This is a genomic window from Nonomuraea cavernae, assembly GCF_014646355.1.
Taxonomy (GTDB): domain Bacteria; phylum Actinomycetota; class Actinomycetes; order Streptosporangiales; family Streptosporangiaceae; genus Nonomuraea; species Nonomuraea cavernae.
Genome location: NZ_BMNH01000008.1, coordinates 91,383 through 111,251, shown reverse-complemented (window position 1 = coordinate 111,251; position 19,869 = coordinate 91,383). Strand labels below are relative to the sequence as shown.

Here is a 19,869-nt window from a genome sequence, read left to right as displayed (position 1 = left end):
AGTTACCGCGCCTGAAGCGGCCCCGGCTCCTGGCCATTAGCGCATGCGGGGCACACCAGCACTTGTTATCGCACTCTAACGCACAGGCCCCAGGAGTTAACGGGAAACCCCCTCGTTAGAGGGCGCGCGCCACCTCGGTCGCCCAGTAGGTCAGGATGAGGTCGGCGCCGGCCCGCTTGATCGCGACGATGGATTCCATGATCATGCGCTCGCGGTCGACCCAGCCGTTGGCCGCGGCCGCCTCGATCATCGCGTACTCGCCGCTGACCTGGTAGGCCGCGACCGGCACGTCCACCGTGTCACGGAACTGCCTGATGACGTCGAGATAGGCGAGCGCGGGCTTGACCATGACCGCGTCGGCGCCCTCGGCCAGGTCGAGTCGCACCTCGCGCAGCGCCTCCTCCAGCGGCCCGGCCGGGTCCTGCTGGTGGGTGCTGCGGTCGCCGAACCGGGGCGCGCACTCGGCGGCGTCGCGGAACGGCCCGTAGAAGGCGGAGGCGTACTTGGCGGAGTAGGCGAGGATCGGCACATCGGCGAACCCGTCGGCGTCGAGGGCGGCGCGGATGGCCCCGACCTGGCCGTCCATCATGCCGCTCGGCGCCACCATCTGGGAGCCGGCCCGGGCCTGGGCGACGGCGATGGACGCGTAGCGCTCCAGGGTCGCGTCGTTGTCGACGTCGCCCGCGTCGGTGAGGATGCCGCAGTGGCCGTGGTCGGTGAACTCGTCGAGGCAGGTGTCGGCCATCACCACCAGGGTGTCGCCCACCTCGGCGCTGACGTCGCGCAGGGCCACCTGCAGAATGCCGTCGGGGTCGTCGCCCGCCGAGCCGCGCGCGTCCTTGACCGCCGGGATGCCGAACAGTATCAGCCCGCCGACCCCGGCCTCGGCGGCCTCATGGGCGGCCTTGCGCAGCGAGTCGCGGGTGTGCTGGAACACACCGGGCATCGAGGCGACCGGGGCGGGCTCGTCGATGTTCTCCTTGACGAACATCGGCAGGATCAGATCTGCGGGATGCGGCCTGGTGCCGGCCACCATCCGCCTCATGGCCGCGTTGCGACGCAGCCTGCGGGGACGGGCGACAGGAAACTCGGCACTCACTTGGCTCTCCTCCTGGCTCCTCTTCGGTTCTGGGAAGGACGCCGCGGGGTGTCGCCGGCGGACACGGCCGCCTGCCGCTGCTTCGCACCGTACTCGGCCAGCGCGGCCGCGAGGGCGGAAGCCGAAGGTTTGTCGGCCATGACATCGACGCGCAGCCCGAACTCTTCCGCCGTGTTGGCGGTCTGGGGCCCGATGACAGCGATCACGGTGACGTTGTGCGGTTTGCCCGCGATGCCCACCAGGTTGCGCACGGTCGACGATGAGGTGAAGAGAACGGCGTCGAACCCGCCTCCCTTGATCGCCTCGCGGATCGGCGCGGGCGGCGGTGCGGCGCGTACGGTCCGGTAGGCCGTGACGTCGTCGCACTCCCAGCCTAGCTCGGTGAGCCCGGCTACCAGGGTGTCAGTGGAAATATCGGCACGAGGAAGCAGCACCCGGTTGATCGGGTCGAGCATCGAGTCGTACGGCGGCCACTCGGCCACCAGGCCCTCGGACGACTGCTCGCCCGAAGGCAGCAGGTCGGGCTTGACCCCGAACTCGACCAGGGCCCGCGCCGTGGCGTCGCCCACGGCCGCGACCTTGAGCCCGGCAAAGGCGCGGGCGTCGAGGCCGTACTCCTCGAACTTCTCGCGCACCGCCTTGACCGCGTTGGCGCTGGTGAACGCCACCCACTCGTAGCGGCCGGTGACCAGGCCCTTGATCGCGCGGTCCATCTGCTGCGGGGTGCGCGGCGGCTCGACGGAGATGGTCGGCACCTCCTCGGGCACCGCGCCGTAGGAGATGAGCTGCTCGGTGAGGCTCTTGGACTGCTCCTTGGTGCGCGGCACCAGCACCCGCCAGCCGAACAGCGGCTTGGTCTCGAACCACGACAGCTTGTCGCGCTGCCCCACGGCATCACCGACCACGATCAGCGCGGGCTCGGTGAAGCCGGCGTGCTTGAGGTCGGCCTGCAGCCTGCCGAGCGTGGAGACCACGGTGTACTGCTCGGTGGTGGTGCCGCCGCTGCTGACCGCGACCGGGGTGTGGTCGGGCTTGCCGCCGGCGATCAGCGCCTTGCCGATCGACACGGCCTCGGCGACGCCGTTGTAGATCACCAGCGTGCCCGGGCAGCCGGCGTGGGAGGACCAGTCCTGGTCCTGGGCCGCGTCGACCACCCTGAACTCGGGCACGGACGTCGCGGGCGGGATGCCCGCGTAGGCGAGCACGGCGGTCGCGGGCGGCACGCCCGGCACGATCTCGAAGTCCACCTCCGCCGCGACACATGCCGCGACCTCCTCGGTGATCGAGGAGAACAACATGGGGTCGCCCTCCGACACGCGTACGACGAGCCGGCCCCGCTTGGCGTGGCCGACCACGTCGCCGGACACGACCTCGACACCGGCGCGGCAGTGCCGGAGCAGCGCGCCGTAGCGCTCCTCGTCGACCACGACCACGTCGGCCTTGCCGAGCAGTTCGGCGCCGCGAAGCGTGAGGAGGTTGGGGTCGCCCGGGCCCGCGCCCACGAAGGCGACGAATCCGGAGGTTGGACTATCGGAGCTCAATGGGACTGCTCCCCCATCAATCTGTCGGCCCCTTCAGCGATCATCTCTGCCGCGAGGACGCGGGCCAGATCGACAGCCTCCGAAGGAGAACCGGCGGCGGACTTGCGGACCGCCTGGCGGCCGTCGAGTGCGACGACCACCGCGGTCAGGTTGAGAGTCTGCCCGTCATCGAAGGCGAACGCACCCACGGGCGCCGAACATCCGGCCTCGAGAGCGGACAGAATGGTGCGCTCGGCCGACACCGCGGAGCGGGTCCGCGCGTCGTCGAGCACACCGAGAAAATCGATCAGGTCGTCACGACCGGACAGACACTCGACGGCCAGCGAGCCCTGGCCCGGCGCCGGAGTCAGCTCCTCGACCGTGAATATCTGGGCGATCTCGGTGGTGCGGCCGATCCTGGTCAGTCCGGCCGCGGCGAGCACGACGGCGTCGAGCTCACCTGAGGTTACCTTGCCGATCCGGGTGTCCGCGTTGCCGCGGATCGGGACGTACTCGAGGTCGGGGCGCAGCGCGCGGAGCATCGCGACCCGGCGCGGGGAGCCGGTGCCGACCTTGGCCCCGGCGGGCAGGTCGGCGAACGCGAGCGGGCCGACCAGCGCGTCGCGGTGGTCGTGGCGGGTGGGCAGCGCCGCCAGGGTCACCCTGGGGTCGGGCTTGGTCGGCAGGTCCTTCAGCGAGTGGACGGCGAAGTCGATCTCGCCCTCGAACAGCTTGTCGCGCAGCGCGCTGACGAACACGCCGGTGCCCCCCAGCTGCGCCAGGTGAGCCTTGCTGACGTCACCGAAGGTGGTGATGCCGACCAGCTCGATGTCCTGCCCGGTGCGCTCGGTGTAGGCGTCGGCGACCATCTGGGACTGGGTGGTGGCCATGAGGCTGCGCCGGGTCCCCAACCGCAACGTCACAACTCCACCTCCCTCACGGCTCGGGGCATCTTCGGATCCAGGTCGAACAGCTCGCGCAGCGCTTCCGCATAATGATCGCCTCCGGGGGAGGTGGCGAGCTGTTTGACACGCACGGTCGGCTCGTGAAGCAGCTTGTCGACGACTCTCTGCACGGTCTGGGTGACCTCGTCTCTGGTCTTGCGGTCGAGGTCGGGCATGCGCATCAGCAACCGGCCCAGCTCGGCCTCCACCACGCCCGCCGCCTTGCCGCGCAGCGCCACCACGGTCGGGGTGACCCTGGAGGCGCGGCCGGCGTCGAGGAACGCGGTGAGCTCGCGGGTGACGAGCTCGCGGACCGCCTGGACGGCGTCGTCCTCGTGGGAGCCGATGCCGGACTCCTGGATCGTCTCCAGGTCGACGAGCGTGATGCCGGGCACGGTGCGTACGTCGGGGTCGATGTCGTGGGGCAGCGCCAGGTCGAGGAGGAACGCCTCGCGGGACAGCATGTCGGGAGTGATCACGTGGCGACCGGCGCCGATGCAGGTGATGACGAGGTCGGCCGCCGCCAGCTCTCGGGGAACCGCGGCGAACTCGACCGCCCGGCCGCCGACCGACTGGGCGAGTCGCAATCCGCGGTCGAAGGTGCGGTTGGCCACGACGATGTCGGTCACGCCCGCCCGGGCCAGGGTGGTGGCGGCCAGCGAGCTCATCGAGCCCGCGCCGACCACCAGCGCCCGCCGGCCGGGCAGCTCGCCCGCCAGCGCCAGCCCGGCGCTGACCAGCGAGGCGCCCGCCTGGTCGATGCCGGTGTCGGTGTGGGCGCGCTTGCCCACGCGCAGCGCCGACTGCACCAGCTCGTTGAGCGAGGCGCCGACCGTGCCATGCTTCTGCGCCAGCTTGAGCGCCCTGCGGACCTGGCCGAGGATCTGCCCCTCGCCCACCACCATCGAGTCGAGGCCGCACACCATGGAGAACAGGTGCTCGACCGCCTGGTCCTCGTAGTGCACGTAGAGGTGCGGCCGCAGCTCGTCACCGGGCACGCCCGAGTGCACGCTCAACAGGTCGCTGAGCGAGGTGACGGCAGCGTGGAAACGGTCGACCGCGACGTAGATCTCGACCCTGTTGCAGGTCGAGACCACCATGGTCTCCGCCACCGAGATGTCCTGCTGCACGTCGTGCAAGAGTTTGACGAGCGCGTCGCCGGTCACCGACACACGCTCCAGCATGGCCACCGGCGCTGTCCGGTGGCTGAGTCCGATCGCCAGAATGCTCACTGGCTGTCCACGGCCATCAGTGGCCCCCCTGCTTTGCGTTGCTCATGGAACGCAAGGATCTGCAGTTCGATTGATAGGTCGACTTTACGGACATCGACGCTCTCAGGCACAGATAGCACGACGGGGGCAAAGTTCAGGATGCTGGTCACGCCGACGGCGACGACCCGATCGCAGACTTTCTGCGCTGCCGCCGCCGGAGTGGCCAGGACCACGATCGAGACTCCCCGCCGCTGGATCACGGCTTCCAGTTCGTCAATGTGTTCAACATTCAACCCCGCAATGTCGTCGCCCACCACCTCGGGGTCGGCATCGATGAGCGCGGCCACCCGAAAACCCCTGGAGACGAACCCGCCGTAGTTGGCGAGCGCACGGCCGAGGTTACCGACTCCGACGATGGCCACGGCCCAGTCTTGGGTCAGACCGAGCTCACGGGAGATCTGGTAGACGAGGTACTCGACGTCGTAGCCGACGCCGCGGGTACCGTACGAGCCGAGATGGGACAGGTCCTTGCGGAGCTTGGCGGAGTTGACTCCGGCGGCCACCGCGAGATCTTCGGAGCTCACGGTCGCGGTGCCGCGCTCGGCCATCCCGTGCAGCGCCCTCAGGTACAACGGGAGCCTGGCGACCGTTGCCTCGGGGATGCCGCGGTCACGGGGGTGGGACGGGCTCTTCACGTGCCGGAGCTCCAGAGGAACGGGCGGTCGGAGACCGCGATGGGGTAGAACCTTCTTTCAGGTTAATCCCTTTGTGAACCGACGCACAAAGTGTGGCGCTACGGAGGAGTCATGCATCGCATCACCTTGCTCAGCAGACCCGGCTGTCACTTGTGTGACGACGCCCGCGCGATCATCTCCCGTGTGGCGGCAGAGCTGGGCATGCCGTGGGAGGAGGTCGACATCGACTCCTCCGACGAACTGCGCGAGAAATACTGGGAGATGATTCCCGTCACACTTGTGGACGGCGTCCAGCACGACTTCTGGCGGGTCTCGGAGGAGCGCCTGCGGGCCGCGCTCGGCGACCGCGAACCCTGAGGCCGGAGCGACCCGGTACCCGAACGGACCCAGTACCCGGAACGGACCTGGTCCCCGGAACGGACCCCGTACCCGAAACGGACCTGAGACCCGAGCACCCCGCGAGGCGGTGGCCTAGAACATCGCGGTCGGCAGCGGCACGACCTTGGCGGCGTTGACGTCGAGCTCGATGATGTTGGTGGCCAGCACCAACGCCTGACGGTCGTTGACGAACCTCTCGACGTGCGGCTGACGCTGGTGGTCGCGGTAGGCCACCTCGTCGCGGTAGAGCTCGTAGACGATGCGCTGCAGAGGCGCCGACTTGACCGAGTGGCAGGCGTAGATCAGCGTGTCGGGCTCGCCGCGCCGTACCGCCTCGACGGTCTGCTCGGCCAGCCGGTCGAACGCCTCGCCCGAGCCGTCGATGAGCGAGAAGACGGTCAGCATCCCGTAGATGCTCGGCGAGGGCCTGCTGGAGACAGGCTGCGGCTGTGGATGGCTCTGCGGTGACAGCGGGGACTGCGGGGACTGCGGGGACTGCGGCTGCGCGGTGTAGGCGCCCGTGGCGAACATGTCGGCCCCGGGATAGGTGGCACCGGTCGCCGGCATGCCGTATTCGGGCGCGCCGTGCCTGCCGTTCATGATGAAGCCGGTGGACGGGCCCGACTCGGGTGGTGGCGGCGCCATGCGCGCGGCATAGTCGATCTCGCGGTCGCCCGCTCGGTACTCCGCGACCAGGTCCCCCAGCCCCGACGACCTGCGCGGCTGGACGGCCGGCGGCATCTCGTTCGCGACGACCGGATCCAGCCGCGGCTGGGACACGGGGGCGGCGGCCCGGTGGCCCGCTCCCGGGGCTCCGTGGGCTCCCTGGGCCCGCTCGCCGTGCCGGGAGGGGCCCTCGTCGTCGTCCTCGTCCTCGTCTTCGTACGGCGCCAGCGGGCGCAGCACGGAGTACCAGATCGCGGCGGCCACCACGACGAGCAGCGCCGCCGCGAACAGGCCCGGCACCGCGAACCGCATCGCCCCGAGCAGGGCCAGGCCGGACGGCACGACGACGATCGTCGCGTGCAGGTTGTCGGTGTCGTAGTCGTCGCCGCCGCGCCACCGCAGCGCCGCGACCACCAGGGCGCCCAGCAGGATGAGCGCGATGATGACGTGCGCGCCGAGCAGCAGCTTGTCGGGGATGAGCCCCCAGTGGCCGGCCGCCGTGGGCAGCGCCTTGGTCATCTCGTCGCTCTTGCGGACCGGGTCGACCAGCAGGATCACACCGACGACGATGGTTAAGGCGATGCCGAACAACCAGCCCGCGAACTTCGGCGGCACCTTGTCGGCGAGCAGCTGGATGAGGCCGATCGACAGCCAGAGCGGCGCCAGGAACGACCCGGTGAGCTGGTAGAGCTTGAAGCTGACCGACCCGAATCCCACGAGGTGGCCGATCGTGATCGCCGCGAGCGACACGGCCAGCGCGGCCACCGCGACGGTCCAGGCGATCAACCACCCGTCCCGGTCGTCACGCAGCCGGCGGCCCAGTGCCACGGCCGCGATCGCGGCCAGGAGGGCACCGGCGAAGGCGATGACAGCAACGAGGATCTCCATGGTGACTCCAATGCTGCCGGACTATGCCTCCCAGCCGGTAGCCGAAGAGGGAACGGGGGCGGTCCACACGCTATCCGCCGATTACGGCAAGTCATGCCTCGGGGAAGCGGATTGTGGAATTTCCAGTTGATTTCTAGAGTGTTCGAGCACGCCGCACCCCTTACCCGTAGGGATACCGGATGCCTGACTCGTGGCCGTTCGCCGGGCTGCTCACTCCAGCGGTCGCTGGCCCCGCCCGGCCGACCGAGCCTGCTGTGCGGGAAGAGATCCCGGACGACCTCCGTACGCTGGTGTTACATGCCAAGACCGGCGACTCGGAGGCTTTTGGCACGCTCTATGACCGCTATGTGGATCTGGTCTATCGCTACATCTATTTCCGGGTGGGCTCCCATCCGCTCGCGGAGGACCTCACGAGTGAGACGTTCCTGCGGGCGTTACGCCATATCACCGACTTCACCTGGCAGGGCCGCGATTTCGGCGCCTGGCTGGTGACCATCGCGCGCAACCTGGTGACCGACCATTTCAAGTCCGGGCGCTACCGGTTGGAGATCCCGACGGGCGAGGTGATCGACGTCCCGCTCGACGGGCCGCACATCCCGGAGAACGCGGTGGTGACCGCGATCATCAACGACCGGGTCCTGCGGGCGGTCAGGGATCTCAATCCGGAACAACAGGAATGCGTGGTCCTGCGTTTCCTGCACGGACTCTCGCTGGCGGAGACGGCACTGATCATGGGGAAGAAGAGTGGAGCCATCAAAGCGCTGCAGTTCCGTGCGATCCGTGCACTCGCGAGGGCTCTCCGTCACGACCTCGCGTAACCTCGCACCGCATCCCTTCGTTAGGCATGTGTCACGTCAGGATCATTAGCCGGGGGCGTCAGGGAGCGGTCATGGGCAGGTCGCGCAGATCGCGCGAACAGGTTGTGGATCACCTCACGGAGCTGCGGAGGCTCCCCTTGGGCGGCGGGCCGGAGGCCGGTTTCCGCGCCCGGCTCCGGCGCGACCTCCTGACGGCCCCTCCGCCCGCCGAGCCGACGCCGCGCGGCGCGCGGCGCGGCCACCGGCGACCGCCCCGGCGGATCTCCTGGTTCTCCCAGGTGGCCACGCTGGGGCTGGCCGCCGGGATGATGCTGTCGGCCTTCGCCACCTACCAGGCGGTGCCGGGCGACACGCTGTACCCGCTCAAGCGCGCCGCGGAGAGCACGCTGGTCCGGCTCAGCACCGACGACGTCGAACGGGCCGAGCGCGAGCTCCACTCGGCCCGGAACCGCGCCGCCGAGGTCGCCGAGCTCCTCGGCTCCTCGGGCGAGGGGCCGCTGGTCTCCAGAACGCTCAAGGACATGGAGCAGTCGACACGCTCGGGCATCAGCAGGCTGAAGCGGGCCGAACCACGCTCCTCCAAGCTCGACTCCTTCGCCAAGGACCAGCGCGACATGGTCGAGCCGATGCTCGATCAGCTGAACGAGGTCAACCAGGACCAGGCCACGGGATACCTCGATTACATCGAAGGTCTCGTCGCCCCTTCTGGGTAAGCTGACGCACATGTGGCGGCTCATGCGACGACGGCACCAGGCAGAGGCGAAGATCGCCGGTGAGGCCGCGGCGGCGGCGGCTGTGACGGCGCCGCCCGCCGAGCCCGACCTGCAGGCGGCGGCCTTCTTCGACGTCGACAACACGATGATGCGCGGCGCCTCCATCTACCACTTCGCCAGGGGTCTCGCCACGCGCGGCATGTTCACCACGTCCGACCTGTTCAAGTTCGCCGTCGGCCAGGCGGCGTTCCGGCTGCGCGGCAACGAGAATCCCGACCACATCGCGGTCGCCCGCGAGACCGCGCTGGCGTTCGTCGCCGGCGCCAAGGTCGACGACGTCGTACGGCTGGGCGAGGATATCTACGACGAGGTGATGGCCGACCGCATCTGGGGCGGCACCCGAGCCCTCGCGCAGAGCCACCTCGACGCGGGCCAGCGGGTCTGGCTGGTCACCGCCACGCCGGTCGAGCTGGCCAGGGTCATCGCCCAGCGGCTCGGCCTGACCGGGGCGCTCGGCACCGTGGCCGAGAGCTCCGACGGCGTCTACACCGGGCGGCTGGTCGGCGACCTGCTCCACGGTCCGGCCAAGGCCGAGGCTGTGCGGGCGCTGGCCCGCCGCGAGGGCCTCGACCTCACCCGCTGCACCGCCTACAGCGACTCGGCCAACGACCTGCCCATGCTCTCGCTGGTGGGCCACGCGGTGGCCATCAACCCCGACAGCGAGCTGCGCGAGTACGCCAAGGAGCAGCGCTGGCCGATCAAGGACTTCCGCACCGGCCGGAAGGCGACACTGACCGCGCTGCCGATCGCCGCCGGTCTGGGCGCCGTGGCCGGCGGAGTCGCCGCGGGCGTGGCGCTGCGCAGGCACTACCGCTCGGCCCAGTGACACCGCGCCGCGCAGCGCCGCGGACGACGGGCGGCTACTTCAGGCTCTCGAAGAGCCGCCTCGCCTCCGGCTGCGCCCACTGGATCCGGTTGCGGTCGTCGGGATGGCGGGTCCAGGGCACGGTGCGGAAGCTCACCTTGGCCTTCGACAGGCTCCTGGCCAGCTCGTACATCGACTGCGGGTCCAGATCGGTCCGTACGGACCTGGACACCGCGCCGAGAAACTCCTTGAGCTTGGCGGGCTCGGCCGCCTGACTCTGCGCCTTCTTCAGCATCGCCAGCATGAGCTGCTGCTGCCGCTTGACGCGCTGGATGTCGGAGCCGTCGCCGTAGCGCCGCAGCCGGACGAAGCCGAGGGCCTGCTCTCCGTTCACCAGGCTCTTGCCGGCCGGCAGGACGAGCTTCGACGCCTTGTCGTTCACGGCCGTCGGCAGCCTGACCTCCACACCCCCGAGCGCGTCCACCATGGCCTTGAACCCGGTGAAGTCCACCTCCACCGAGTGGTCGATGGTCAGACCGGTGAGCTGTTCCAGCGTCGCGCCGAGGCAGGCGGACCCGCCCTGGTCGTACGCGGTGTTGATCAGGTCGGTTCTGGCCGGCCGGCCGGAACAGCGGGGGATGCGCACGATCGAGTCGCGCGGCACGCTGACCGCGGTCGCCCGCCTCCTGTCGGCGGGCAGGTGGAGGAGCACGATGGTGTCCGACCGCTTGCCCACCTTGTCCCTGGCCGCGCGCGGGCCGTACACCTCGTTGCCGGCGCCTTCGCGGGTGTCCGAGCCGATCAGCAGCACGTTGAGCGCCCCCGACACGTCCACGACGCGCGCGCCCGCCGGAGGCGCGGCCGTGTGGCGTTCACCGACCAGCACGACCGGCACCGCGACCGCGGCGGCGGTGGCCACGGCGACGAGCCCGGCCGCCCACCAGCCCGCCCATCGGCCCGCCCACCAGCCCGCCCATCGGCCCGTCCAGCGGCGAGCCGGCCGGAACCGCGACCCGGCGTTCAGCATGCGCTCACGCTGCCTCACGAGCGTCGCGGGGGGCTCGTGTTCCAGCTCTCCGCCGAGATCCCGGAGCAACCGCAGGTCGTCCATCGTCACTCCTCCTCGATCATCGGGTTGCTGTCGCCGAGCGCCGCACGTACCTTCCGCCTGCCCCTGTTGAGGCGGGAGCGCACGGTCCCGACCGGGATGCCGAGCGCCCGCGCGACCTCCTCGTACGTCAGATCGCCCCAGGCGATCAGCAGGAGCACGTCACGGTCCCTGGCCGGAAGCGCCGCGAGCGCGCTGACCAGGTCGGAGCGCGCGGCCCGCGCGGTCACCCCGGCCGCCACCCGGTCTGCCGGCGACTCCACGTGCCCGTCGACCGGCGCCCGCAGCAGCGCGCGGTAACGGGCCGCCTCGGTGCGGTGGTGGCGGGAGATGAGCTTGGTGAGGATGCCGAAGAGCCACGGCCGGGCGTCGGTGTAGGCCAGGTCGTAGCTCCTGCGCCGGGAGAAGGCGACCAGGAACGTCTCGCCGACGAGATCCTCGGCGGGCTCGGGGCCGAGCCGCTTGGAGACGTACCGGTAGAGCATGGCGGAGTAGCGGTCGAACAGCTCGGCGAACGCCTCCGGCTGGGTCCAGGAGGCGCTGACGAGGTCGGCGTCCGCGTCCCTGGTGGCGGGTTGTGTGATCATCTCCGCCCTTCTGTGGGGAAGTCGGTCACGCATGTCTCGCCACAGCCCGCCGAACGGGTTCACACCAGAGGCAACCGCCTCAGCGGCTCAGAGGAAGGGCGGGAACGCGTGCCCGCGGCGCAGCCGCAGCTCGCTGAGCATCTGCTGGATGACCTCGCGGACGTGGTCGGTGAGGTTGAACACCAGCATGGGATCGTCGGCGTCCGACGGATCGTAGCCGTCGGTGCGGATCGGCTCACCGAACTCGATCAGCCACTTCGACGGCAGCGGCACCAGCCCGAGCGGCCCGAGCAGCGGGAAGAACGGCGTGATCGGCACGTAGGGCAGCCCGAGCAGCCTGGCCAGGAACGGCAGTTCGCCGATCTTGGGGTAGATCTCCTCGGCTCCCACGATGGCGGCGGGCACGATCGGCACGCCCGCGCGGATGGCCGACGCCACGAACCCGCCCCTGCCGAACCGCTGCAGCCTGTAGCGCTCGGAGAACGGCTTGCCCACGCCCTTGAAGCCCTCGGGGAACACTCCGACCAGCTCGCCCTTGCGCAGCAGCCGGTCGGCGTCCTCGGGGCAGGCCAGAGTGTGGCCGCTCTTGCGCGCCAGGTGGGCGAGGACGGGAAGCTGGTAGACGAGGTCGGCGCCGAGCAGCCGAAGCGGCCGGCCCACCTCGTCGTGCAGCGCCACCTGCATCATCAGCGCGTCGACCGGCAGGGTGCCGGAGTGATTGGCCGCGATGAGCGCGCCGCCCTCCTCGGGCACGTGCTTCAGCTCGGACGTCTCGACCCTGAACCAGTGGTGGTAGATCGGCCGGATCAGCTCCAGCAGCACCTTGTCGGTGAGCTCGGCGTCGTAGCCGAACTCGTCGACCTCGTAGTCGCCGCTGATCCGCCTGCGGAGGAAGGCCAGCGCCTTGGCCATGGGCTCGGGCCCGTCGGGCTCGTCGTAGGAGGGCGCCGCGCTGATCGGGATCACCCGCGCCTCGTGGCCGGGAACACTCACCGAGCACCTCCGAACGGATGCAGCCCGCGCGAACGCAGGAAGTCGTCGAAGGCCGCGCCGGTCGTGAACTTGGGTTTCCAGCCCAGCTCGGACTCCAGCCTGCTGGAGTCGACCGCGCGGCCGTGGCTCATCAGCCGCACCTGCTCGGGCGAGTAGTCGACCAGCCCCGCCCGGCGTACGACGTCGCCGAGCGCGTGGAAGACCGGCGAGAACAGCGGCAGCGACGGCCGCCCGGCCCGGCGCGCGCACTGCGACAGGAGCAGCACGCCGGCACCGGCCACGTTGAACGTGCCGGGGTGGTCCTCCTTCGCCATCCGCCGGAACACCTCGACCGCGTCGTCCTCGTGGACGAACTGCAGCCGAGGGTCGAAGCCGAACACGGTCGACAGCACCGGCTGGGTGAAGTAGCGGGTGAGCGGCGAGTCGACGCCGGGCCCCATGAAGTTGGCGAAACGCAGCAGTGACACGGCCACGTCGGGACGCCGGCGCGCGAAACCGCGCACGTAGCCCTCGACCTCGGCCGCGTCCTTGGCGTAGCCGTGGACGGGGCCGTCGTGCGGCTCCATGTCCTCGGTGAGCACCGCCGGGTTGCGCGGCGACGAGCCGTAGACCGCGGTGGTCGAGCGCACCACCACGCGCCGCACGGTCGCCGACCGCTGGCAGGCGCCGAGCAGCTGCATGGTTCCGATGACGTTGTGCTCTTTCATCACCGCCCGGCCGGTGCCCCGGGACGGGGCGCTCACCAGGCTCATGTGCACAACGGTGTCGATGTCCGCGACCGCGATCACCTCGGCGATGTCGGGGCTGCGGAGATCCACCCGGACGAACTCCGTCCGGCCCAGAGAGACGCCGCCAGCTCGCGTCAGCGAGGGCGGCGGCACGGTGTCGACTCCTATGACGCGGCTGACGTCCGGGTCCGCCGCGAGAACACTCGCCACCCGGGCGCCAATGTGGCGCGAGACCCCGGTGACCAGCACGGTGTGGGTCATCAGCGCCTCACAGCTGCGTCTTGTTACTTCTTGTTGCGCCGCTGGATGCGCGTCTTCTTGAGCAGCTTGCGGTGCTTCTTCTTGGCCATCCGCTTACGGCGCTTCTTGATCACAGAGCCCACGGGACCCCCAGGTACTGGTAGCAAGGCTGAAAACGATGTGCGAGCGCACACCGCGTCACAGACTACCGGCGATCGGTGGTAGATCGCCCCTTGGGGTGAGAGCCCGGCCGCGTCGCGCCGGCCGGACCTCTCCCGCGACGGTATTCACGGCGTACGGTCCACGCCGCTACTCCAGCATCAACCTGCCTCGATGTAGGCCTCCCGGAGATAGTCGTGGACCGCCTGCTCAGGCACCCTGAACGACCGGCCTACTCGGATCGCCGGCAGCTCGCCAGAGTGCACCAGCCGGTACACGGTCATCTTCGAGACCCGCATGACCGTGGCCACTTCCGCCACAGTCAGGAACTTCACCTCGCTGAGAGGTCTTTCGCCTGCAGCCATCGGACGCCTCTTCCGCACGTGTTTCCGGGTTATCCCCACTGGTGCCATTGCTCACGCACGTGTACTGCCGTCAGCGTAAGTCGGGACTCCGAGTGCGCAAACCCCCTAGTTTCTCAGTTGGCGGAGCCACCTGTCAGCCGGACCAACGAAATCGCTGGCCAGCAGCATGGCCGAGCACCTCGCCGGCACGTTGGAACTGTCCAACATGTCACACATAAGAGTCGCCCAGGCCCCATCAAAAGTTGGCAAAGGGACTGCGAGCCTCTTGGAATGCAGGCGCGAAAAGACGGTATCGGGAGGACCGAATTAGACGCGAAGGGCTCGTGAGACGCGTGTGACCAGACGGTCGGTCAGTGGCTCGTAATAGCGGGGTAGCACGTTGTCGTCGAGCGGGACGACGACGTCCAGCTTGCCCTCCGCCTCGCCCAGGAAGAGCCCCGGATCGTTGCTGTCGGCGAAGCCCACCGTGGGCACTCCTGCCTCACCGGCCGCACCCGCCCACCCGTGGTCGGCGATCACGAGGTCGGGCGCCAGGTCGCCGAGCTCGCTCAGCATCCGCTCCATCGGGGCCGAGTCGTGCGTGTGCACGAACCCACCCTTGTCGTCGAGCATCGCGACGTCGTCGAGGTAGCGGATCCGGCGGTGGCGGCCGTAGCCCGACCCGGAGTAGACCCAGCCCTCGGCGGGCGTCAGCAGCGTGGCTCCGTGGGCGGCGGCGAACCTGGCCAGCGGCTGGTGGATGGCCAGCAGGCCGGTGGGGTGGCCGGTGGCGAACAACAGCTTGGGCTGGTCGCGCGACAGGGCGGCCGCGATGCGGTCGGCCATGGCGTCTAGCGCGTCGATCGTCCGCTCCGGGTCGATGGTGTCCTGGCCCCAGCGGTGACCGGGATCGGCGATCACGCCGGCGGACTTGGCCATCGTGGCGAGGATGTCGCGGAAGGACCACGGCTGGTCGAAGGTCAGGCCCAGCATGTAGTAGGGGTCGTCGTTGGCCAGCGAGCTGTAGTGGTCGAGGTTGTTCTCCCGGGGGGTCGCGACCTCACCGGCGATGCGGGTTCGGATCAGGTGCTCGCGGAGTTGGTCGCGGCTCAGCACAGCTTTCCTCGCTAGGGCATCGGGTCGAGGCCGTGCAACGGGAAGACCGCGTTCCGGGTCGCCATGATCGCACGGTCTATGGGGTCCGCAGGGTCATAACCATGGGAAAGGTCACGAAATTCCGGACTGCGGCCATCGGTCATCGTCAGCGGCGGCAACTCGCCCGTACGTTCCCTGGCCATGGTCCGCCAGGCCTGGCCGGTCGGCGTGGCCGGGTCGAGAGGATGTCCGGCGACCTCGGCGATCAGGTGGGTCCAGGCCCGCGGCACCACCTGGACGAGCTCGTAACCACCGCCGCCGGTCACGATCCAGCGCCCGCCCGCCGTCTCGTGGGCCAGCCGGTGCAGCGCGGCGTAGGACGCGCGCTGGGCGTCGAGGCTGAGCATCAGGTTGGCCAGCGGGTCGAGCGCGTGGCTGTCGCAGCCGTGCTGGGTCACCAGGATCTCCGGCCGGAACTCACGTAGCAGCGGCGGCACCACCGCGTCGAAGGCCCGCAGCCAGCCCGTGTCGCCGCAGCCCGCCGGGAGCGCCACGTTGACCGCCGAGCCGTCGGCGCCGGTCTCCGACGGGAACCCGGTGCCGGGGAACAGCGTGCGCGGGCTCTCGTGCAGGCTGATCGTCAGCACCCGCGGGTCGTCGTAGAACATCGCCTGCACGCCGTCGCCGTGGTGCACGTCGACGTCGACGTAGGCGACTCGGCTCACGCCCTGGGCGAGCAGCCAGGCGATGGCCAGCGCCGGATCGTTGTAGACGCAGAAGCCACTGGCCGTGGACGGCATCGCGTGGTGCAGGCCGCCGGCCACGTTGACCGCGTGCTCGGCCGTGCCCTCCCACACCGCGCGGGCGGCGGCCAGCGAGGCGCCGGCGATCAACGCGGACACCTCGTGCACCCCGGCGAACGCCGGGTTGTCGGTGGTGCCGAGCCCTGCCGACAGGTCGGGAGCGCCCGTCGCGGAGACCCCCTTGACCGCCTCGATGTAGCCGCGCTTGTGCACCATGGCCAGCTCGTCGTCGCTCGCGGGCACGCAGCCGGCCAGCTCGACCTTGTCGAGGACGCCCAGCTCGCGCGCCAGCGCCATCGTCAGCTCCACCCTGACGGGAGCGAGCGGATGGCTGGGCCCGAAGTTGTACGCGGTCAGGGCATCGTCCCAGATGACCCGTGCCGTCCGACTCATGCGTGCTCCCGTCACTCGCCCACAGGGCGACGTTACCGCAGCGTCAACTGCCGCCGTCCACACGGGAAGGCCGGTAACCTCAGCGAAATCCGGCCGCTTTTCCGCGTAGGGTCGGCTCATGCGCTTGGTGCGTCGGGTCACGGCCGCATGGCGTTTCCTCATGCGCCCCCGCGTCTTCGACACCGCGCTGGTCGTCGTGCTGGCCGGCGGCGCGTGCGCCGGGATGATCTCGGTGCTGCTCCAGGATCACCTGGACATCGCCATGGGCGCGGCGCTCTTCATGATCACCTCGCTCCCCCTGCTCCTACGGCGGAGCAGGCCGGTCCACGTCGCGGCCGTCGTCATCACGCTCGACATCCTCGGCATCGGCTTCGGCGTCGTCACGTCCAACAGCCTGCCCGGGGCGATCGCCCTCTACAGCGTGGGCCGCTTCACCCCGGGCCGGCAGGCGGCGCTCACCGCTGGGGTCGCCGCCCTGGCGTACGGCGCGGCGTCCCAGCTGACCGCCCCGGGGCCGGGAGCGGTGGTGCCGGCCGTGGTCTACGTCCTGGTGTTCGTCGGCCTGGGGCAGTTCGTCAGGGTCCGTGCCGAGCTCAGGGAACGGGAGCGGCGGGAGACGGCCGACAACGCGGTCCGCGCCGAGCGGCGGCGCATCGCCAGGGAACTGCACGACGTCGTGGCCCACCACCTCAGCGTGATCAACGCCCTGGTCGGCGGCGCCCGGGCCACGCTCCCGCCGGGTCACGAGGTCACCCGCGAGGCCCTGACCGGCGCCGAGGGGACGGCCCGCCAGGCGCTGGCCGAGATGCGGCAGCTGCTGCACGTGCTCAGGGCCGACGACGGCGACCACGCCGACGCCGCGACCGGGGTCGGCGCCGCCCGGCTGTCGGCACTGGTCAAGGAGGCCATGACGGCCGGGCTGCCCACCAGCCTGACCGTGACCGGCGAGGTCGCCCCCCTGCCCACGGCCGTCGACCACGCCGTCTACCGCATCGTCCAGGAGGCGCTGACCAACACCCGCAGGCACGCCTCGGGCGCGCGGGCCAGTGTCCTGCTGACCTACCAGGAGGCGGCGGTCGAGGTCGAGGTGGTCGACGACGGGGTCGCGGTGCCGCCGGGCGGCGCGCCGGGGTTCGGGCTCAGCGGCATGGCCGAGCGGGTGGCGCTGTGCGGCGGAGAGTTGCGGACGGGGCCGCGTCCCGGCGGCGGCTTCCGGGTGCACGCCCTCATCCCTCTGGAGCAGTCATGATCACGGTTCTGCTGGTGGACGACCACGCGCTGGTGCGTATGGGGTTCAGGCTGATGCTCGACGCCCAGCCTGACCTGAGCGTGGTCGGCGAGGCCGGCGACGGCGCCGAGGCGGTCGAGCTGAGCAGACGGCTGCGACCCGACGTGGTGGTGATGGACCTGCATATGCCCGGCCTCGACGGAGTGCGGGCGACCGAGCTGATCACCGCCGAGCTGCCCGCCGTCCGGGTGCTGGCGCTGAGCACGTTCGACCTGGACGAGAACGTGGTCGCGGCGCTCCGGGCCGGAGCCGGCGGGTTCCTGCCCAAGGACATCTCGCCGGAGGAGCTGGTCGAGGGCGTCCGGGTGGTGCACCGGGGCGAGTCGGCCGTCGCGCCCCGCCTGCTCACCCGCCTGATCGGCACGTTCGTCCGCGCCTCGCGGCAGCGCCGGTCGTCGCCCCCCACGCCCCCGGCCGGGCTGGCCGCGCTGACCGAGCGCGAGCGGGAGATCCTGGAGCTGATCGCCCGCGGCAGGTCCAACGGCGAGATCGCCGGCGAACTGGGCGTGTCGTCGTCCACCGTTAAGAACCACGTGACCAACCTGTTCGCCAAGATCGACGTGAGGGACCGGGCACAGGCCGTGATCGTCGCCTACGAGGCGGGCCTGATCACTCCTGGAGAGTAGGACCAAGGTCCCAGGGACACGCCGCCGGAACGGTTCTCCGGCACGACGAGATCGGCGGCCACCTCGGTCACGCTGGAGTCATGACCACGATCCGGGCAACGAGCCTGACCAAACGCTACGGGCGGACCGTCGCCGTGTCGGACCTGTCCTTCGACGTCCAACCCGGCCAGGTGACCGGGTTCCTCGGACCCAACGGCGCCGGCAAGTCCACCACCATGCGCATGATCCTCGGCCTCGACCGGCCCTCGGACGGCTCGGTGCTCGTCGACGGGCTGCCGTACCAGGAGCTGCGACACCCGTTGCGCAAGGTCGGCGCGCTGCTGGACGCCAGGGCCGTGCACGGCGGCCGGAGCGCCCGCAACCACCTGCTGGCCATCGCCCAGAGCAACGGCATCCCCGCGAGCCGGGTCGAGGAGGTGCTGGCGCTGGTCGGGCTGAGCGAGGTGGCGAGACGGCGGATCGGCGGCTTCTCGCTCGGCATGTCGCAGCGCCTCGGGATCGCCGCCGCGCTGCTCGGCGACCCGGAGATCCTGCTCTTCGACGAGCCGGTCAACGGGCTCGACCCCGAGGGCATCCTGTGGATCCGCACGCTCATGCGCGAGCTGGCCGCCGAGGGCCGCACTGTCTTCGTCTCCAGTCACCTGATGAGCGAGATGGCGCAGACCGCCGACCACCTGGTGGTGATCGGCCGCGGCAGGCTGATCGCCGACACCGGCGTGGCGGAGTTCATCGGGCGCAGCTCGCAGGGCTACGTACGGGTGCGCTCGCCCCGCCTGGACGAGGTGGCGAAGCTGATCGAGATCGGGGAGCCGCACGACGGGCACCTGCGCGTGACCGGGATGACCCCCCTGGAGATCGGCACGATCACCGCGCGGGCGGGGCTGCCGCTGGAGGAGCTGACCTTCGTCCAGCCCTCGCTCGAAGCCGCCTACATGGAGCTCACCAAGGACAGTCTGGAGTTCTCGTCATGATGGAGATCCTCGCCTCCGAGTGGACCAAGATGCGCTCGGTCCGCTCCACCGTCTGGACCCTGGCGAGCACGGCGCTGCTGATGCTGGCCATCGGTGTCCTGCTGGCGCTCGCGGTGGCCGGCTCCGCCGACGGGCCGGTGAACGACGCGGAGGCCACGCGGGTCAGCATGGCCGGGGTGACGTTCGCCTCGCTGGCCATCGCCACGCTGGGCGTGCTGGTCGTCTCCAGCGAGTATCGGACCGGCGCCATCCGCACCTCGCTGATGGCCGTGCCCAGGCGGCTGCGGCTGCTGTCCGGCAAGATCATCGTCTTCACCGTGGTGGCGCTGGTGGCTTGCCTGGCCTCCTCGGTCGCCACCTTCCTCATCGCGCAGGCGATCCTCGACGGGCCCGCGCTCGGCGAGCCGGGCACGTTGCGGACGGTCGCCGGCACCGGCCTCTACCTGACGGCGTCCGGCCTGTTCGGGCTGGCGCTCGGCGCACTCGTACGGCACACGCCCGGCGCGATCGTGGCGGCCATCGCCCTCATCCTCGTGCTGCCGCAGCTGACCAACGTCCTGCCCGGCGAGTGGGGCACGGCCGTGCACAACCACTTCACCTCCAACGCCGGGCTGCAGATCGCGATGCCGGTGGAGAGCAATCCGCTGGGCCCGTGGAGCGGGTTCGGCGTCTACCTGGCCTGGATCGCGGTCACCCTGGTCGCGGCGGCCGTCCTCATGCGGCGGCGGGACGCGTGA

The 19,869-nt window shown here is 70.4% G+C and carries 22 protein-coding genes; 8 read left to right on the top strand and 14 right to left on the bottom strand.

What is annotated here, in order from left to right; translation table 11 throughout:
• Window positions 1–115: 115 nt before the first annotated feature.
• From hemB to IEY82_RS15935, 5 genes are read right to left on the bottom strand one after another with little or no spacing between them, the layout of a single operon-like run.
• Window positions 116–1,099, bottom strand: coding sequence for a porphobilinogen synthase (hemB, locus tag IEY82_RS15955; RefSeq protein ID WP_189124900.1), 984 nt, complete (start codon window positions 1,097–1,099; stop codon window positions 116–118).
• Window positions 1,096–2,640 carry a bifunctional uroporphyrinogen-III C-methyltransferase/uroporphyrinogen-III synthase gene (locus IEY82_RS15950; protein WP_225262833.1) on the bottom strand — a complete coding sequence of 515 codons (1,545 nt, stop codon included), beginning with the start codon at window positions 2,638–2,640 and terminating at the stop codon, window positions 1,096–1,098. The genes hemB and IEY82_RS15950 overlap by 4 nt, the downstream gene beginning before the upstream one ends.
• Complete coding sequence (hemC, locus tag IEY82_RS15945) at window positions 2,637–3,542, bottom strand: hydroxymethylbilane synthase (protein WP_225262835.1); 906 nt, start codon at window positions 3,540–3,542, stop codon at window positions 2,637–2,639. The genes IEY82_RS15950 and hemC overlap by 4 nt, the downstream gene beginning before the upstream one ends.
• Window positions 3,539–4,795 (bottom strand): glutamyl-tRNA reductase, encoded by a 1,257-nt coding sequence (locus IEY82_RS15940; protein ID WP_189124899.1) that lies wholly within the window; start codon window positions 4,793–4,795, stop codon window positions 3,539–3,541. The genes hemC and IEY82_RS15940 overlap by 4 nt, the downstream gene beginning before the upstream one ends.
• Window positions 4,792–5,469 carry a redox-sensing transcriptional repressor Rex gene (locus IEY82_RS15935; protein WP_189124898.1) on the bottom strand — a complete coding sequence of 226 codons (678 nt, stop codon included), beginning with the start codon at window positions 5,467–5,469 and terminating at the stop codon, window positions 4,792–4,794. The genes IEY82_RS15940 and IEY82_RS15935 overlap by 4 nt, the downstream gene beginning before the upstream one ends.
• Window positions 5,470–5,580: 111 nt before the next feature.
• Between IEY82_RS15935 and IEY82_RS15930 the strand changes: the two genes are divergently transcribed.
• On the top strand, window positions 5,581–5,826 hold the full coding sequence (locus tag IEY82_RS15930; protein ID WP_189124897.1) for a glutaredoxin family protein: 246 nt from the start codon (window positions 5,581–5,583) through the stop codon (window positions 5,824–5,826).
• 114 nt (window positions 5,827–5,940) lie between these two features.
• On the opposite strand, the gene IEY82_RS15925 is transcribed toward IEY82_RS15930, so the two are convergent.
• Window positions 5,941–7,401, bottom strand: a complete 1,461-nt coding sequence (locus IEY82_RS15925; protein ID WP_189124896.1) for a putative quinol monooxygenase — start codon at window positions 7,399–7,401, stop codon at window positions 5,941–5,943.
• A 179-nt stretch (window positions 7,402–7,580) separates the two neighbouring features.
• Here IEY82_RS15925 and IEY82_RS15920 point away from each other — a divergent pair, with 179 nt between their 5' ends.
• From IEY82_RS15920 to IEY82_RS15910, 3 genes are all read left to right on the top strand, one after another.
• The gene (locus IEY82_RS15920; protein ID WP_189124895.1) at window positions 7,581–8,219 is read left to right on the top strand and encodes a sigma-70 family RNA polymerase sigma factor; all 639 of its coding nucleotides are present in this window, start codon (window positions 7,581–7,583) and stop codon (window positions 8,217–8,219) included.
• A 71-nt stretch (window positions 8,220–8,290) separates the two neighbouring features.
• Complete coding sequence (locus IEY82_RS15915) at window positions 8,291–8,932, top strand: DUF5667 domain-containing protein (RefSeq protein ID WP_189124894.1); 642 nt, start codon at window positions 8,291–8,293, stop codon at window positions 8,930–8,932.
• 22 nt (window positions 8,933–8,954) lie between these two features.
• Window positions 8,955–9,818, top strand: a complete 864-nt coding sequence (locus IEY82_RS15910; protein ID WP_225262837.1) for an HAD family hydrolase — start codon at window positions 8,955–8,957, stop codon at window positions 9,816–9,818.
• Between the two features lie 34 nt (window positions 9,819–9,852).
• Here the strand turns inward: IEY82_RS15910 and IEY82_RS15905 are convergent, their stop codons facing one another.
• From IEY82_RS15905 to IEY82_RS15870, 8 genes are all read right to left on the bottom strand, one after another.
• Window positions 9,853–10,908 carry an LCP family protein gene (locus IEY82_RS15905; RefSeq protein ID WP_189124892.1) on the bottom strand — a complete coding sequence of 352 codons (1,056 nt, stop codon included), beginning with the start codon at window positions 10,906–10,908 and terminating at the stop codon, window positions 9,853–9,855.
• Window positions 10,909–10,910: 2 nt separating this feature from the next.
• The gene (locus tag IEY82_RS15900; RefSeq protein ID WP_189124891.1) at window positions 10,911–11,492 is read right to left on the bottom strand and encodes an RNA polymerase sigma factor; all 582 of its coding nucleotides are present in this window, start codon (window positions 11,490–11,492) and stop codon (window positions 10,911–10,913) included.
• Between the two features lie 87 nt (window positions 11,493–11,579).
• Window positions 11,580–12,485, bottom strand: coding sequence for a lysophospholipid acyltransferase family protein (locus tag IEY82_RS15895; RefSeq protein ID WP_372459704.1), 906 nt, complete (start codon window positions 12,483–12,485; stop codon window positions 11,580–11,582).
• Window positions 12,482–13,474: an NAD-dependent epimerase/dehydratase family protein gene (locus IEY82_RS15890; protein WP_189124890.1), complete on the bottom strand. Its 993-nt coding sequence runs from the start codon at window positions 13,472–13,474 to the stop codon at window positions 12,482–12,484. The genes IEY82_RS15895 and IEY82_RS15890 overlap by 4 nt, the downstream gene beginning before the upstream one ends.
• Window positions 13,475–13,497: 23 nt before the next feature.
• Window positions 13,498–13,596 carry a 30S ribosomal protein bS22 gene (locus tag IEY82_RS15885; protein WP_018654693.1) on the bottom strand — a complete coding sequence of 33 codons (99 nt, stop codon included), beginning with the start codon at window positions 13,594–13,596 and terminating at the stop codon, window positions 13,498–13,500.
• Between the two features lie 177 nt (window positions 13,597–13,773).
• Window positions 13,774–13,977, bottom strand: a complete 204-nt coding sequence (locus IEY82_RS15880) for a helix-turn-helix domain-containing protein (protein ID WP_043629748.1) — start codon at window positions 13,975–13,977, stop codon at window positions 13,774–13,776.
• Between the two features lie 306 nt (window positions 13,978–14,283).
• A complete protein-coding gene (locus tag IEY82_RS15875; RefSeq protein ID WP_189124889.1) occupies window positions 14,284–15,072 on the bottom strand; it encodes a phosphatase in 789 nt (262 codons plus the stop codon).
• Window positions 15,073–15,083: 11 nt separating this feature from the next.
• Window positions 15,084–16,247: an acetoin utilization protein AcuC gene (locus IEY82_RS15870; protein ID WP_189124888.1), complete on the bottom strand. Its 1,164-nt coding sequence runs from the start codon at window positions 16,245–16,247 to the stop codon at window positions 15,084–15,086.
• Between the two features lie 118 nt (window positions 16,248–16,365).
• On the opposite strand from IEY82_RS15870, the gene IEY82_RS15865 reads away from it, so the two are divergent.
• The 4 genes from IEY82_RS15865 to IEY82_RS15850 all read left to right on the top strand — a co-directional run bounded on the left by IEY82_RS15865 (window position 16,366) and on the right by IEY82_RS15850 (window position 19,869).
• Window positions 16,366–17,496, top strand: a complete 1,131-nt coding sequence (locus IEY82_RS15865) for a sensor histidine kinase (protein WP_189124887.1) — start codon at window positions 16,366–16,368, stop codon at window positions 17,494–17,496.
• Window positions 17,493–18,161 carry a response regulator gene (locus IEY82_RS15860; RefSeq protein ID WP_189124886.1) on the top strand — a complete coding sequence of 223 codons (669 nt, stop codon included), beginning with the start codon at window positions 17,493–17,495 and terminating at the stop codon, window positions 18,159–18,161. Before IEY82_RS15865 ends, IEY82_RS15860 begins: the two co-directional genes overlap by 4 nt.
• Window positions 18,162–18,241: 80 nt before the next feature.
• Window positions 18,242–19,132, top strand: a complete 891-nt coding sequence (locus IEY82_RS15855) for an ABC transporter ATP-binding protein (RefSeq protein WP_189124885.1) — start codon at window positions 18,242–18,244, stop codon at window positions 19,130–19,132.
• Window positions 19,129–19,869 (top strand): ABC transporter permease, encoded by a 741-nt coding sequence (locus tag IEY82_RS15850; protein WP_189124884.1) that lies wholly within the window; start codon window positions 19,129–19,131, stop codon window positions 19,867–19,869. The genes IEY82_RS15855 and IEY82_RS15850 overlap by 4 nt, the downstream gene beginning before the upstream one ends.

What these genes read in the sequence shown, in the direction of transcription:
- IEY82_RS15890 (WP_189124890.1), bottom strand. Translation starts at nt 13,474, where the DNA reads ATGACCCACACCGTGCTGGTCACCGGGGTCTCGCGCCACATTGGCGCC.
- IEY82_RS15920 (WP_189124895.1), top strand. Translation starts at nt 7,581, where the DNA reads ATGCCTGACTCGTGGCCGTTCGCCGGGCTGCTCACTCCAGCGGTCGCT.
- IEY82_RS15910 (WP_225262837.1), top strand. Translation starts at nt 8,955, where the DNA reads ATGCGACGACGGCACCAGGCAGAGGCGAAGATCGCCGGTGAGGCCGCG.
- IEY82_RS15925 (WP_189124896.1), bottom strand. Translation starts at nt 7,401, where the DNA reads ATGGAGATCCTCGTTGCTGTCATCGCCTTCGCCGGTGCCCTCCTGGCC.
- IEY82_RS15880 (WP_043629748.1), bottom strand. Translation starts at nt 13,977, where the DNA reads ATGGCTGCAGGCGAAAGACCTCTCAGCGAGGTGAAGTTCCTGACTGTG.
- IEY82_RS15860 (WP_189124886.1), top strand. Translation starts at nt 17,493, where the DNA reads ATGATCACGGTTCTGCTGGTGGACGACCACGCGCTGGTGCGTATGGGG.
- IEY82_RS15915 (WP_189124894.1), top strand. Translation starts at nt 8,291, where the DNA reads ATGGGCAGGTCGCGCAGATCGCGCGAACAGGTTGTGGATCACCTCACG.
- IEY82_RS15850 (WP_189124884.1), top strand. Translation starts at nt 19,129, where the DNA reads ATGATGGAGATCCTCGCCTCCGAGTGGACCAAGATGCGCTCGGTCCGC.
- IEY82_RS15865 (WP_189124887.1), top strand. Translation starts at nt 16,366, where the DNA reads ATGCGCTTGGTGCGTCGGGTCACGGCCGCATGGCGTTTCCTCATGCGC.
- IEY82_RS15870 (WP_189124888.1), bottom strand. Translation starts at nt 16,247, where the DNA reads ATGAGTCGGACGGCACGGGTCATCTGGGACGATGCCCTGACCGCGTAC.
- IEY82_RS15900 (WP_189124891.1), bottom strand. Translation starts at nt 11,492, where the DNA reads ATGATCACACAACCCGCCACCAGGGACGCGGACGCCGACCTCGTCAGC.
- IEY82_RS15905 (WP_189124892.1), bottom strand. Translation starts at nt 10,908, where the DNA reads ATGGACGACCTGCGGTTGCTCCGGGATCTCGGCGGAGAGCTGGAACAC.
- IEY82_RS15930 (WP_189124897.1), top strand. Translation starts at nt 5,581, where the DNA reads ATGCATCGCATCACCTTGCTCAGCAGACCCGGCTGTCACTTGTGTGAC.
- IEY82_RS15855 (WP_189124885.1), top strand. Translation starts at nt 18,242, where the DNA reads ATGACCACGATCCGGGCAACGAGCCTGACCAAACGCTACGGGCGGACC.